The 13,881-nt window shown below is 70.6% G+C and carries 9 protein-coding genes; 3 read left to right on the plus strand and 6 right to left on the minus strand.

The features are described 5' to 3' along the window. Positions 1-88: 88 nt before the first annotated feature. The 5 genes from IPH07_20570 to IPH07_20590 all read right to left on the minus strand — a co-directional run bounded on the left by IPH07_20570 (position 89) and on the right by IPH07_20590 (position 10,069). Positions 89-3,169 (minus strand): hypothetical protein, encoded by a 3,081-nt coding sequence (locus IPH07_20570; GenBank protein ID MBK6919802.1) that lies wholly within the window; start codon positions 3,167-3,169, stop codon positions 89-91. Next, entirely contained in the window at positions 3,166-6,429 is a 3,264-nt protein-coding gene (locus IPH07_20575; GenBank protein MBK6919803.1) for a DUF2309 domain-containing protein, read from the minus strand. Before IPH07_20575 ends, IPH07_20570 begins: the two co-directional genes overlap by 4 nt. A 32-nt stretch (positions 6,430-6,461) precedes the next feature. Continuing rightward, positions 6,462-7,889, minus strand: a complete 1,428-nt coding sequence (locus tag IPH07_20580; GenBank protein ID MBK6919804.1) for a sigma-54-dependent Fis family transcriptional regulator — start codon at positions 7,887-7,889, stop codon at positions 6,462-6,464. Next, positions 7,843-9,342 (minus strand): HAMP domain-containing histidine kinase, encoded by a 1,500-nt coding sequence (locus IPH07_20585; protein MBK6919805.1) that lies wholly within the window; start codon positions 9,340-9,342, stop codon positions 7,843-7,845. Before IPH07_20585 ends, IPH07_20580 begins: the two co-directional genes overlap by 47 nt. A gap of 61 nt (positions 9,343-9,403) precedes the next feature. Further along, positions 9,404-10,069, minus strand: coding sequence for a hypothetical protein (locus tag IPH07_20590; protein MBK6919806.1), 666 nt, complete (start codon positions 10,067-10,069; stop codon positions 9,404-9,406). Between the two features lie 179 nt (positions 10,070-10,248). Here IPH07_20590 and IPH07_20595 point away from each other — a divergent pair, with 179 nt between their 5' ends. The 3 genes from IPH07_20595 to IPH07_20605 all read left to right on the plus strand — a co-directional run bounded on the left by IPH07_20595 (position 10,249) and on the right by IPH07_20605 (position 13,318). Continuing rightward, positions 10,249-11,232 (plus strand): GGDEF domain-containing protein, encoded by a 984-nt coding sequence (locus IPH07_20595; GenBank protein MBK6919807.1) that lies wholly within the window; start codon positions 10,249-10,251, stop codon positions 11,230-11,232. 169 nt (positions 11,233-11,401) lie between these two features. Continuing rightward, a complete protein-coding gene (locus IPH07_20600; GenBank protein MBK6919808.1) occupies positions 11,402-12,829 on the plus strand; it encodes a sugar transferase in 1,428 nt (475 codons plus the stop codon). A gap of 117 nt (positions 12,830-12,946) precedes the next feature. Beyond that, positions 12,947-13,318, plus strand: a complete 372-nt coding sequence (locus IPH07_20605) for a hypothetical protein (GenBank protein MBK6919809.1) — start codon at positions 12,947-12,949, stop codon at positions 13,316-13,318. Positions 13,319-13,322: 4 nt separating this feature from the next. Here the strand turns inward: IPH07_20605 and IPH07_20610 are convergent, their stop codons facing one another. Then, positions 13,323-13,832, minus strand: coding sequence for a DUF3124 domain-containing protein (locus tag IPH07_20610; protein ID MBK6919810.1), 510 nt, complete (start codon positions 13,830-13,832; stop codon positions 13,323-13,325). Positions 13,833-13,881: the final 49 nt, after the last annotated feature.

A 13,881-nucleotide genomic window follows, 5' to 3' on the forward strand; every position in this document is an offset into this window, starting at 1 on the left:
TCCCCTTGGGCGCGCAGCGGATCGGCGAGTTCACCGGCTCGCACGCCTGTTCGCGTTCGCTCGGATCGCGTGACCGCAGGCCGACCCGCTACAGCCGGGGCATGTGCGCCGCGATCGTCGGCTCGATCATCGCGACCCACGGCTCGAGCCACCACCCTGCGATGATCACGAGCAGCACCACCGCCAGCAGTGCGACGTGCTCGCGCGGCAGCAGCCGTGGGAAGTTCGATAGCTGCGGCGTGCGCCAGGGGCCGAGGAATGCCCGCGTGAAGCTCCACCACAGCAGCACCGAGGCGAGGTTGACCGCCGCGACCATCGCGATCGCGAGGGTGCCGTGGGCCTCGAATGCGCCGTGGCTGGCGAGGTGCTCGGCGATGAAGCCGAGCGCACCGGGGAAGCCGGCGTATGCCAACGAGATCACGAGGAAGAGGCCGGTGAGCCGCGGCGCCGTGCGGACCAGGCCGCCGAGCGCAGCGAAGTCGGTGGTGCCGGCGCGCGCGTGGACCATGTCGGCGGCGAGCAGGAGACCGGTGCCGGCGATCGCGAGGTTGCAAGCGCTCGCGAGCCCCGCGGTCGGCCCCATCGGATCGGTCGAGGCGACCCCGACCAGCAGGCTGCCGCTGACCGCCAGCTGGAAGTAGGCGAGCGCCGAGCGCAGGCTGCCCTGGGCAAGCCCCACGAACACGCAGAAGACCATGCCGAACACGGCGATCACGGCGGGCGTGACCGCGTGTCGACCGATGATGTCACCGAACAGCTCGAGGCCCAGGCGCAGGAACAGGTAGTGACCCAGGGGCGTGAGCGCGATCGGTACGGCAGCGACCGCCGGCGAGCCCTCGAGCAGCCGCACCATCCAGCCGTGGAACGGCACCAACGGCAGGCGGATTGCCAGCGCGACCATGAACGGCACGAACAGCAGCGCCTGCGTGCGACCGCCGATACCCCAGGCCGTGATGGCGTCGAGATCGAAGGAGGTCGTCGGCAGCCGCGTGCCCAGCACGATCACGATGCCGACGAGCAACAGCGCCGACACCGTCATCGGGCCCACCAACCAGCCCAGGCGGCGGCGTGTGCCCGCATCGGGCCCGGCGTACTGCACGAGCGACCACGATGGCGCAATCATCACGACCCACAGCAGCGCGAGCACCAGCAGGTTGATCGACACCAACGACAGCAGCGACGCCGCGTGCAGGCACAGCAGCGACACCAGCGCGCCACGTCGAGTCCGACGCCCCAGCGCGACCAGCAACAGCATCACGAGCAGCGCCTGCAGCAGCACCAACACCACGCTGATGCCGTCGACGCCGAGGTGATAGCCCAGCCCGAGCAGCTCGTGGGGCAGACGCTCCACGAACTGCATGCCGTCGTCACCGGGCTCGAAGCGTCGGACCACGGCGATCGCGAGCGCGAGCGTGAATGCTGCGCCGCCGCGGGCGAACACCCGCGCCCACTCGTCGTCGTGGATCCGCCACACCAACACCGCGGTGACCAGCGGCAGCAGCCAGATCATCGACAGCCACGGCGTGCCACCGAATGCGGTGCCGCCGAACTCGGCCACCACCACATGCCCGGCCTCGACGTCGACCGGATCGAAGCTCATGAACGCAGCGACCACGAGCCCCGCCACCGCCAGCGCACGCGCACGGTCACGCCACCGGTCATCGAGTCGCTTGAGCGCGCCGCCCAGCGCCAGCAGCGGGCGCACTGCGACGGCCTCCTGGAACGCATCGAGATCGAAGCGATGCAGGGCACGCTCGTGCAGCCGCGCAGCCAACCCCTGCGGGCGCCGACGCTCGGGCCGACGTGTGCCGACGTACGCCACCGCCAACAACGACGCCAGCGCGGCGATCATCAGCGCCAGGTCACCGTCGGCGCCGAGCAGGCCGACGCTGCCGGTGGGTCCGTACCACCACCTGCGATTCGACAGGCCGAACGCACCCCAGGCCGCGACCACCAGCGCCAGCCCGACCAGGCCGCTGTGGACCATCCGCCCCTGGGTCGGCATCGCGTCGAGTGCGGCCGCGTGCTGCGCGGCGCGGACCTGCCGGATCACCGACGGTGCGAACAGGAACTGCACCGCGCGCAGGCCCGCGTGCAGCACCATCAGGATGACCACGAGGTGCCAGGCACCGAGCCCGCAGGCCGCGAACATGCCGCCCAGCTGCGCGATCGTGGAGTAGACGATCGATCCCTTCGCGTCCGGCTGCGCCGCACCGACTGCGGCGGCGTACACCAGCGTGAGCCCACCGACGACGACCATCGCCGCCAGCGTGATCGTCGAGTGCTGCACGATGGGGCCGGTGCGCATCATCAAATAGACCCCGGCGTGGGCCATGACCGCGCCGTAGAACAACCCCGTCGAAGTCGTCGGCCCCTCGACCGCGTGGGCCATCCAGCTCGAGAACGGCAGCTGCGCCGACTTCGACATCGCCGCCAGCCACAGCGCCAGCCCGATCACCGTCGCGGTCGTCGGCGACAGGTGGACGGCGCCGGCGTTCATCGCCGCCCAGCCGTCGCCACCGAACTCGTGCGCCGCGAACAGCGACGCGGTGAGCAGGCCGAAGTCGCCAAAGCGGTTGGTGATGAATGCCCGCGCGCCCGCGCGGACCGGCGCCGCACGCTCGTGAAAGAAGCCGATCAGCAGCGCCGAACACAGCCCGACCCACTCCCAGCCGAGGAACAGCAGCATGAAGCCGTCGCCGAGCGCGAGCACCTGCATGCCGGCGAGGAACAGATTGACCAGCATGAAGTAGCGCTGGAAGCCGGCCTCGCGGTGGAGATACGCGACCGAGAACCATGCCACCACGAAGCCGAGCGTGCAGGTCATCGCGGCCATGACCGCCGACAGCGGGTCGAGCCAGAACGCGACGTCGATGCCGTGCTTCGGCACCCACAGCCAGTGCACCATCACCACGCGGAGCGGCTGCGCCTGCTGCAGCGCGTGGACCAGCACCACCAGCGAGGCGACCGCCGCGGTCGCAGCACCGCCGAGCGTCGCGCGCACGATCGTGCGCTCACGCAGGCGGATGCCGACCGCCGCCGCCAGCCCGAACCACGCCGCCAGCAACAGCGGCAGCGAGGGCAACGCCATGACGAGGAGGCCGATGACATCGAAGCCGTCGTCGGCCGCAGCTGCCACGGCGGTCGCCAGCTGCGGCGCACCGATCATGTCGCACCCGCGATCCGCCGCGGCGCGACGATGCGTGCCGGCGAGAGCAGCTCGTCGTGCCCGGTGAACCACGCCGCGGAGTTGTGGACCACCGGCAGCGTGAGCCCCCGGGGCTGCCACGGCACGAAGCCGTCATCCGGCACCCACACCCGTGTGGCGCCGTCTTCGGGACCAATGCACGCCACCAGCACCCAGCCGTTCTCGAACAGCCTGCGGATCGCCGGCTGGCGCGCCATGATCGCGGCGATGACCGCCGGCGTCTGCTCGAGCACCAACAACACGCGCACCGGCTCGTGGACCTCGGTCATCTGCGTGGGCAACCCCGTGCGCAGGTCACTGCTGCCGCCGTCCATGACCCCCACCAGGCCCACGACGTTGTGGGGCAGCTTGGTGCCGGCGCCGTAGACCTGGGGGTCGCAGGTCGAGAAGTAGTACTCGAGGTTGATGCCGGCGATGACCGGAACCAACGCCATGAGCAGCCGTTCGAGCACCTCGCCACCTGCGTCGGACTCGGGGTCGTACGACACCAGGAACGCGCGCCGATCGAGGAACGCACCGCGGGTCAGCCGACGACGACCGAACACCGCGAGCGCGTTGGTGGCGTGATTCAGCTCGGGTCGGGCCTGGCTCGGATCGAGTGCCCGCTCCTGCACGTGGCGCAGCACGTCCTCGGGTCCGCCGTGCCGGGGCGCGTGGTCGAACTTGCGGCAGCGCTCCTGCGCCGAACGTCGCGCCGCCTCGGCGACCACCTGCTCGAGGTGACGGAAGTCGTCGCGATGCGAGTCGGGCAAGCGGTCGAGGTCCCACCACGTGAAGCCCTCGTTGGTGGTGTTGTGCTCGCCGCCGACGAAATGGGCGTCATCGGGGATGTCGATGCCGTTGCCGCGCAGCCCCGCACGGACCGCCGGCGAGTTGGCCATGAGCGTGAAGAGGCGCGCGTTGGGGCCGCCATGACGTCCACCGCAGGCGCCGCAGTCGTACGCGGCGTAGTGCGGGTTGTTGGTGCTGGTGGAGCCGTGGGCGACGATCGCGATCACGCGCGCGAAGTTCCGCACCAGCCCGATATTGGTCAGCGTGGCGCCGACCCGCTCGACCTGCTCGCGCAGCGTGAAGCCGGCGATCGCATGCTGCGGCTCGCGGCACGACTCGTCGGTCGTGAGCACGGTGGGATGCTCGGGCATCAGCGCGCGCGTGACGAGCCGGCGCGCACGATCGAACCGCCGCGGAAACACCAGCTGTCCGAGCAGCCACAGCCACGCAAAGAAGCCCACCGCGTAGGCGCCCAGGAGCGAGGCCCAGCCGTGGCCGAGGATGCTGCGCCAGTGCCCTCGCCAGCGCCGCACGGCGGCGCGACTGCTGTCATAGCGCCGCGCACCGCGGTGCTCGTCGTCGCACGGGACCTCCAGCACGCGATGCGCCGGCGTGACCCCGAGCGGGCACAGGGCGCTGAACTCCTCGTCGTTGCGCCCGCGAAAACTGATCGGGATGCCGAAGAAGCCGCCGGTCCCGAAGGTCTCGGCCCGCGGCTCGGTCTCCTCGATGTGCCGCCGGATGCCCTCCTCGCGATCGTCGATGCAGGTCACGACCTGGAGCTGCCCGCGCCCGGTCGCCACGTGGCGATGCTCGCGGCCGTCGTGCAGGGCCTCGAGCACCTGGTCGCGGTAGTGGATCTCGTAGGCCTCCTGCCAGATCGGCAGCCGCACGGCGGCGGCGAAACCATCCAGCAGCGACGACAGCTCGGCGATGCGCTCGATCGGCGTCGCCTGCAGCTCGGTGCCGTACAGGTGTAGCGCACGCGTGAGGCGGTGCAGCTGCCACGCGCGCTCGAGATCCGCGCCTTCGGTGTCGTGCTCGATCTCTTCGACGAGCGCGGCGCAGGTCGCCTCCGAGGTCGCGCCACCGCGGTCCATCGCGCGACGACTCTTGCGCGCCAACACGTCGGAGACGTGGCCCTCGTGCAGCGCGAGGCGAACCGCGGCCTCGTCGGGACGCTGGCGCAGGTGCTCGACCAGCGCCGCGATTGCGCAGCCCCACGTGTCGCGACACACCCGCTCGAGCTCCGACCACTCGCCGAGCAGACGCATCGCGAGGTAGTCGACGAGTGCCACCGGCGGCAGCTGGGGGCGATGGTCACGGTTGTGCTCACGCCAGTGGATCAGCCCGCCCCACCCTGGCAGATGCTGCAGCACGCGGGTGATGTACGCGTCGACTCGATCGGCCCCAACGCCGAGACCGGCGAGCGACACCGCGACCGCATCGAGCGGATCCTCCGGCAGCCGCAGCGCCGCCGGCAGCCCCCGCAGGTAGCGTCGTCCGGGACGCTGGAACCGACGCCAGTGCGCGTAGAGCCCGAGGCGGCGATCGTCATCGCGATCGGCGGCGAGGCCCTCGTCGAGGTGGGCCGCACAGGCGCGGATCAGCCAGCGGTCGACGTACTCGGACACGTCGATGTCGGCGAACATGCGCACGAGATCGCGATGTGACAGCTCGCCGAGCCGGTCCAGCACGGCGGCTGCGTCGGCGCGCAGATCCGGGCGACGCGAGCGACCGATGCGTCGCACCGCATCGAGACAGACCGACCAGCGCAGCTCGTCGCCGGGCTCGGTCAACGCGAAGTCCTCGCGAAGCCGCCACCGCACCCGCGCCGCGGGCTCGACGTCGAGGTCGTGCAGCATGGCCGCGCGCAGCACCGCAGCAGGGCTCGCCAACGCGTGGGGCGATCGCGCGGCCGCGTCGGGGAGCGCGCGGCGGTAGGCGATCGCGAGCTCGAGATCGCGGTCGTCGATGCGACCGGCCGCATAGGCCTCGCGGAAGCGTGCCTCGGACAGGTACCCCCTACCGCCCACCAGCTTCGCGGCGGTGGTGATCGCACGGTGGAAGGGCAACGACTCGAACGCGTGCAGCGTGTTGTGGTGGATGAAGAGCTCGAGCGGGCCCTGGGTCGGGAGGTAGTGCGCGCCGTGTTCGATGGCCGCACGCAGCCGCTCGGGCGCGTGCGAAGCGGTCGATGGTGGCTCCTTGGGGGCCGACTCCAGGCGGGCGGCGCGACTCGCCGCACCCTGCGATGCACCTGTGCTCACGTACCGCCCCCGCCCGCGGGCCTCGCCGGCCGCCGCAGCATGCAGGGTATCAAGGCCGGTGGCGTCGGCGTTGCCATGGTCGAGGATCGCTCGCAGCGGCCGCGATGTCTGCCCGTGGTGCCCACGGGCCGGCTCGCGTGCTCGGCAGGAATTCTCGCGAGCCGGCGTCCGAGCGTCCACGGTTGCTCGCGGCCCAGCTCGAGCCGCCTGTGTCAGTGTGACTCGTCGGCGTCGTCGGACTCTGTGTCGTCGTGACCCTCGACCGAGATCGGCCGGCGCTCGCCCCGTTCCATCGCGCCGTAGCGCTCGAGCTTGCGGTAGAGCGTCTTGCGCCCCAGGCCGAGGACCTTGGCCGCGAGGGTCTTGTTGTCGCCCACGGCCTCGAGCACACGCAGGATGTAGCGCTGCTCGACGACGTCCATCGGCACCAGCTCGCTGGGGTTGTGCGCGACCACCAGCACGTCGCTGCGCGTGTAGCTGCGGATCCGCTCGGGCACGTCGGGCAGCTCGATGCGCTGCCCATGCGCGAGCGTGACCGCGCGCTCCATCGCGTTGCGGAGCTCGCGGATGTTGCCCGGCCAAGGATAGTCGAGCAGCCGCTGGGCGACGTCCGGTCCGATCGCGCGCACATCTTTGCCGCTCTCGGCGGCGAAGCCCTGCAGGAAGTGCTGCGCCAACAGCAGGATGTCGCGCCCGCGGGCGCGCAGCGGCGGGACCTCGAGGTCGAGCACCCCGAGCCGGAACACGAGGTCCTCGCGGAAGCGACCGGCCTCGACCGCGGCCTCGAGGTCGCGGTTGGTCGCCGCGATGACGCGCGCATGGACACGCACGTCGGCGTCACCACCCACGGGGCGCACGAGCCCCTCCTCGAGCACGCGCAACAGCTTCGGCTGCAGCTCGAGCGGCAGGTCGCCGATCTCGCCGACGAGCACGGTACCGCCGCCCGCCCGCGCAAAGGCACCTGGACGCGGTTCGCCGCCCTCGGCCGATCCGAACAGCTCGGCCTCGACGGAGGCACTCGGCAGCGTCGCGAGGTGGACGGCGACCCACGGCTCGTCGCTGCGCTTGGACTGGCCATGGATCGCGCGCGCGACCAGCTGCTTGCCGGTGCCACTCTCGCCGCGCAGCAGCACGGTTGCGTCGGAGGCCGCGACCTTGGCGACCCGCTCGAGCAGGCGACGCATGGGCAGGCTCTCGCCGAGCAAACCCGACGGCTGCTGGGCGCTCACGCGCTCGCGCAGCACGTTGACCTCGCGACGCAGGGCCCGGACCCCCGCTGCGCGCTGCAGCGTGAAGCGCAGCTGGTCCATCTCGACCGGTTTGGTGACGAAGTCGTAGGCCCCGGCGCGCATCGCAGCGACCGCGGTGTCGATGCTGCCGAAGCCGGTGATGACGACGACCGGCAGGTCGGGGTCGAGCTCGGAGATGCGCTGGCACAGCGCGATACCCCCCGCGCCGCCGAGGTTGACGTCGGTCAACACGACGTCGAAATCGAAGGTCTGGACCCGCGCCAGCGCGTCCGACTCGTTCGCGACGGTCGCGACCGAGCAGCCCGTCAGCGTGTCTGCGACCAGCTCGCAGAAGCGCGGATCGTCATCGACTGCCAGGACCCGGATCGGTGCTTGGTCGCGCGTCGCCATCGATCGGCAGGTGTAGCATGAACTGCGTACCCTGGCCGTCGCTCGAGTTGACGCTGATCCATCCGCCGTGTTCGTGCGAGATGCCCGAAGCGATCGACAGGCCGAGTCCGGTGCCCTCGCCGCGCGGCTTGGTGGTGAAGAACGGCTCGAACAGGTGGGGAAGCACCTGCGGGTCGATGCCCTTGCCGCGATCGCCGACCGTCACGCAGACGTACTCGCCGAGGCCCCGACCGCGTCCGGCCGGTGGATCCACCTTCACGTTGTTCACGTCGACCGTCACCCGTGTGCCCTCGGGGGCGACGTCGAGCGCGTTCACGACCAGGTTCGTGACGGCCTGCTGCAGCAGCAGCAGGTCGCCGCAGACCATCGCCTCGGTGCGATGCCCGACCACCAGCTCGACATGACGCTCGCGCGCGAGGCCGCCGAGCAATGTCTCGATGTGTTCGACGATCGCCGGCGACACGAACGTGCGCTTCGACTCGCGGGACTGCCGGGAGAAGTCGAGGAAGCTGCGCACGATTGCGGTGATGCGATCGGTCTGCTCGGCGGCGATGCGGGCGTTGTCGACCACCGCGGTGCCGGAGACCTGCTCGCGCGCGATCAGCTTGGTACGCGCCGCGATGACGTTGAGCGGCGTCCCCAGCTCGTGGGCGAGTCGCGACATGAGCGCGCCGATCGTCGCGAGTCGATCGGTGTGTCGCAGCTCCTGCGTCAGTCGCTCGCGCTCGGCCGACTCCCGCTCGCCTCGCTCGCGCGCGCGCTCGAGATCGTCGACCATGTCGTTCATCGCATGGGTGAGCTCGGTGAGCTCGTCGCGGGCCTTGGTCGGGAGCGGGCGCGCCTTCTCGCCGCGGCCGACCGCGCGCAACAACCCGATCATTCGCCCGACCCGCTGCCCGACCAGCAGCCAGCCGAGCACGATCGCCATCAACGCCGCACAGCTGCTGATGACGATGGTGGCAATCCACAGGCCGCGGCGGCTCCGCTCGGCAAACCCGCGCCGCACGTCGAGCGAGCGACGCAGCTCGATCGCCGCCAGCCGCCCATCGGCGTGGTGGATGGGCAGGAACGCGACGATGTAGTCGGGCTCGTCGCCGGGCGGCCAGCGCAGCACTTGTTCCTGATCGGTCGCGAGCATCCGATCGAGTCCGCGACGTAGCTCGGGATCCTCGGGGACGCGACCGCCGGCGCTGCGCGGGCCGTACCAGCGCAGCTGGACCGCGCGCTCGTCGGCGTACGCGGCCTCGATGACGGGCTCGACCTGGGCCTCGCCGCCCCGCTCCCACGCGTCCTCGACCAACGGCCGCAGCGCACGACCCATCAGCACCAAGCCGTCCGCGAGGTCGCGATCGATCAGCTCGAACTCGTGGTCGAGCTCGCGCTCGGAGGTGACGAGCAGGACCCCGATGGTCCACAGCGTCAGCGCGAGGGTGATCTTGAGGGCGATGCGCACGGATGGCTCGCGATCAGGGGTCCGCGACCACGAGCCCGACCGCGCCCATCGCGGTTGGCGACTACAGGTAGTCGAAGTTCCAGAGGATGTACTTCCAGTCCTGCTCCACGCTGCGCTTCTCGCCGAACGGGTACTCCATGCGAGCGATGAAGACGACGTCGTTGTGCGGGAACATGAACTGCACGATCTCGGTGTGCGGCGTGGGCTCGCCGTTCTCGGACACATGCAGCTTGGCGTAGATGCCGGACTTCTTCTGGAAGTCGTGCTGGTAGCTGATCTCGTCGACGCCGATGCCGGCCTGCTTGAACTGGCTCTCGAACCAGGTCACCGAGCGCTCGTCGAGCGGGCGGGTCTTGTGGGTGACGTAGAAGGTCAGCGCGATCTCCTCTACGCCCGAGGCCTCCTCGGCATCCTCGGCCGCGAACGGATCTTCGTCCTCGCCCTCACCGCCACCGAACGCGTCGGCGTTGGTCGAGCGGCAGGTGATCACCGGCACCCAACCATGATCACCCTCGGGGCTGTGCGAGGCCTCGCCGCAGTTGCGGTAGACGTACAGCGTCTCGGGGATCTCGAACTTCACGCCCAGCGGCGCGAAGGTGATGGTCGAGCCGGCCTTGCTGCCGGAGGAGGGGTGGTCGATCCACTGCGATGCGGTCGACTTGTCGCGACCGCCCTTGTTGCAGGCGGAGACTGACAGTCCGCAGACGGTCCCGAGCAGGATCGTCAACGAACCCATCGTACGCGGGGTGAGCCGTGGCATGCGGGACGGACGTTACCAAAACGGGCCGCAGGCACAACGTCGTCGCCGCCAGAGCGCCCTGGCGCAGGGTTTCGGCGCATCGACGGGGCTCGGCGAGGGGCTGGCCCGACGGGTGGCATCGCAGTTGCTACGTGGTGTGCAGCGACATGGCTCTGGCGACCGCACTCGATCTGGCCCCCTCCTTCGACGACGACATGCTCGACCTCGAGGACCACGCGCCGCTGCGCGAGCTCGCCGGGGCCGGCGGCAAGCCACGCGACCGACTCGCCGAGGGGTTCGCGCTGGTGCGCCTGCTGCAGTTCCTCACCGAGGCCGACGGTCCCGACACGCTGCTGCATCGGGCGGTCGCCGGGCTCGGGTTGCTGGCCGAGGTCGCGTGGGTGGAGCTCGACGGTGACGCACCGGGCGATCTGTCGGTCGCCCTGCCGGCCTCGGGCTCCCGGCCGCACGTCCTGTCGGTCGGCCTCGAGTTCGAGGCCGACGACAGCGCCGCCGCGATGGTCGAGCACGTGCTCTCGCTGGTGTCGCGCATGTACGAGCGCGAGCTCGGCGTCGAGCGGCTGCGCGCCGAGGCCACCACCGATCCGTTGACGGGGCTGTGGAATCGTCGCGGCTTCGAGCCGCTGCTCGACCAGGCGCTGGCCCGGGCCGCCCGTACCGGCGAGGCGATCGCGGTGCTGGCGATCGACGTCGATCGCTTCAAGCCGATCAACGACGAGCTCGGCCACGAGGCGGGTGATCGCGCGCTGCAGGGCGTCGCTTCGGCGCTACAGGGCGCCATCCGCCCCAGCGATGTCGCGGTGCGGCTGGGCGGCGACGAGTTCGCGGTGTTGCTGGCCGGCTCCGATGCCGAGGGCGCACGGCTGGTCTGCGAGCGCATCCGCAGGAATCTGCAGCGCCATGCCCCGCTGGGCTCGCGGACCCCGTCGCTGTCCTTTGGGGTCGCCGATCTCTCCTCGCTCGCGCACCCCAGCGTCGGCCCGACCGGCCGGGCCGCGTTGATGGCGGCCGCCGACGCCGCGCTCTACGCGGCCAAGTCGGCGGGCCGCGACGCGATCGTGGCCCGTTCCGCCCACCCGGCCGCAATCGACGACGACTCCACCCGTCCGATCTGCGTGCGCGCCTCGTAGCCCCTCCACGGCGTGGTCACATGCGCCGGGTGTCCCGTCCACCTGGTGCTGCTTCGGTAGCCATGGCTACCCATCTGGCCACGACAAAGCCGCGCCACGGGCTGCAATCGCAGCGTTTCCCCGTGGCACAGCCCGTGAAGTGCCCCCCGCGCCGAGGATTGGACTGACCGTGACCCGCCACCAGACCGCGCTGTTTCGCCAGCTCCTGCTCATCGCGGACGTGGGCCTCTCCGCGATCGCGTTCCTCGCGGCGGTGTGGCTGCGCACCAAGGCCGCGGCGCTGGGGCTGCCGGAGTTCTTCGCGGATCTCGGCCTGCACGGCGGCGACGACCCCTACTCGCGGGTCCTGCTCGTGATGGTCTCCGTGTGGACGTTCACGCTGTGGACTTGCCGCACCTCCGACTTCCGGGTCAGCCCCGCGGTCGTGGCGTGGCGACACGCACGCGCGGTGGGGCTCTCGCTCGCGGCCCTGGTGGTCGCCTCCTTCCTCTTCAAGTGGGGGTTCCTGTCGCGCAGCTTCGTGCTGCTGCTCGGGCTCACGCAGATGGCGGTGTTGAGCCTCGGCCGGGTGGGGTTGATGTGGATCCTGCGCCGCACCAAGCGGGTCGACGATCACCGCGTGCTGGTGATCGGCTGCGGCGAGGCGGCGGTCGCGTTCGCCCGCTCGCTGCGCGACCGCGGCTCGTGGAACAACCGCTTCGTCGGACACCTGTGCGTGCCGGGCGAGCCATGCGACGCCGCCGCGGAGCCCAAGCGCGGCGAGCTGCACGAGCTCGAGCGGCTGCTCGACGCGGAGGTCATCGACGAGGTCGTCTTCGCAGTGCCGGGTCGCAACCTCGACACCTTCGAGGCGGCGCTGCAGGCCTGTGATCTCCGCGGCGTCGACGTGCTCGTCACGATGCAGGGCATGGTGCCGTCGTCGGGCAAGGTCGAGATCGCCAGCGTCACCGGCTTCGACATGCCGATGATCGGCCTCTCGCGGGTACCGACCAGCCAGGGCCGCCTCCTGACCAAGCGCGTGCTCGACATCGTCGGCTCGACCATCGCGATCCTCTTCGCGGCGCCCGTCATGCTCGCGGTCGCGATCGCGATCCGCATCGAGTCCAAGGGGCCGGTGCTGTTCAAGCAGGTGCGCTCGGGTCGCAACGGCCGCAAGTTCGTGATGCTCAAGTTCCGCTCGATGTGCACCGACGCCGAGGCCAAGCTCGACGCCCTGCAGCACCTCAACGAGATGGACGGCCCGGTCTTCAAGATCAAGCACGACCCCCGCATCACCCGCGTGGGCCGCTTCATCCGCAAGACCAGCCTCGACGAGCTGCCGCAGTTCTTCAACGTGCTCTTCGGCGACATGAGCCTGGTCGGCCCGCGCCCGCCGCTGCCGTCGGAGGTCGCAAAGTACGAGGCGTGGCAGCGCCGTCGGCTGTCGGTGCGCCCCGGCATCACCGGCATGTGGCAGGTCTCGGGCCGCAACGGCATCGACTTCGCGCAGTGGATGAAGCTCGACCTCGACTACATCGACAGCTGGTCGCTGTGGCTCGATCTCAAGATCCTCTTCCGCACGCTGCCGGCGGTGCTGTTGCGCAGCGGCGCCAGCTGACCGTTCGATGACCATCGGCTAGGTCGCATCGACGATCGATGACCGAGCGGCCGCGGCGCGATGACGGCGTGGCAGCGGCGACGACGACAGACTCTTCTTCGAGGAGTGCTGTCCCCCATGCGCAAGTTCATCATCGCCGCCATCGTCACCTGCCTGCCCGCCATCGCCTGCCAACCCGAGGGCAAGACCGACGGCAAGACCGAAACCAAGGCGAAGGAGGCCGACAAGGGCGCGACCAAGACCGCCGCGAAGCCCGAGGGCCCGGCGAAGCCGGAGGGCGATGCCAAGCCGGAGGGCGATGCCAAGCCGGAAGGCGATGCCAAGCCCGAAGGCGATGCCAAGCCCGAAGGCGATGCCAAGCCCGCAGGCGATGCCAAGCCCGCAGGCGATGCCAAGCCCGCAGGCGATGCCAAGCCCGAAGGCGATGCCAAGCCCGCAGGCGATGCCAAGCCCGCCGCCGACGCGAAGCCGGCCGCCGACGCGAAGTGAGCCGCTAGGGCTTCGCTGCGGGGGGCGCGTCGTCGATGACGCGCCCCTCGGTGAGGAACGAGACGCCCGCGTTGCCGTCGCGGCCGTGCATCAACGCCTGCACCAACAAGTCCGGGCCGGGCTCTCGAAGGCCCCAGCGGACCAGGAAGTTGGCCCCGCTGCCGCCGGTGCGATCGGCCCGCGCGACGAAGTACTCCGCGGTCTCGAGCGGGCCGAGCTCGGCTGGCTGCTCGAGGAAGTGCCGAATCAGCTGACCATCGCTGTCGTAGTAGTCGACCGCGGTCACCACCACCGGCACCCGCTGGCTGACGTTGCGCAGGCTCAAGGTCGCACTGATGTCGATCGGCTGCGTGTGGTCCGAGATGTAGAGGCTCGAGTACAGCGGCACGTACTCGGTGCGCTGCACCACGAGCGTGCCGGTCTCGGCGATGGGCTGCAGGGTGCGGTGACCGACCAGCTCCGGCGCCAGCGGCTTGGGCTCACCGCAGCCCCCCGAGAGGGTCGCCAGAGCCATCGAAAGTGCCAGGTACGACCGCGTCATCGTCACGACGACGGTAGCACGG

Source organism: Deltaproteobacteria bacterium (assembly GCA_016709225.1).
Classification (GTDB): Bacteria; Myxococcota_A; Polyangia; order Nannocystales; family Nannocystaceae; genus Xiheibacterium; species Xiheibacterium phototrophicum.

Coding starts and splice junctions, on each gene's coding strand:
- IPH07_20610 (MBK6919810.1), bottom strand. CDS start 13,832: ATGGCTCTGGCGACCCTCTCGGGGGGCTGCGGTGAGCCCAAGCCGCTG.
- IPH07_20605 (MBK6919809.1), top strand. CDS start 12,947: ATGCGCAAGTTCATCATCGCCGCCATCGTCACCTGCCTGCCCGCCATC.
- IPH07_20595 (MBK6919807.1), top strand. CDS start 10,249: ATGGCTCTGGCGACCGCACTCGATCTGGCCCCCTCCTTCGACGACGAC.
- IPH07_20580 (MBK6919804.1), bottom strand. CDS start 7,889: ATGGCGACGCGCGACCAAGCACCGATCCGGGTCCTGGCAGTCGATGAC.
- IPH07_20570 (MBK6919802.1), bottom strand. CDS start 3,169: ATGATCGGTGCGCCGCAGCTGGCGACCGCCGTGGCAGCTGCGGCCGAC.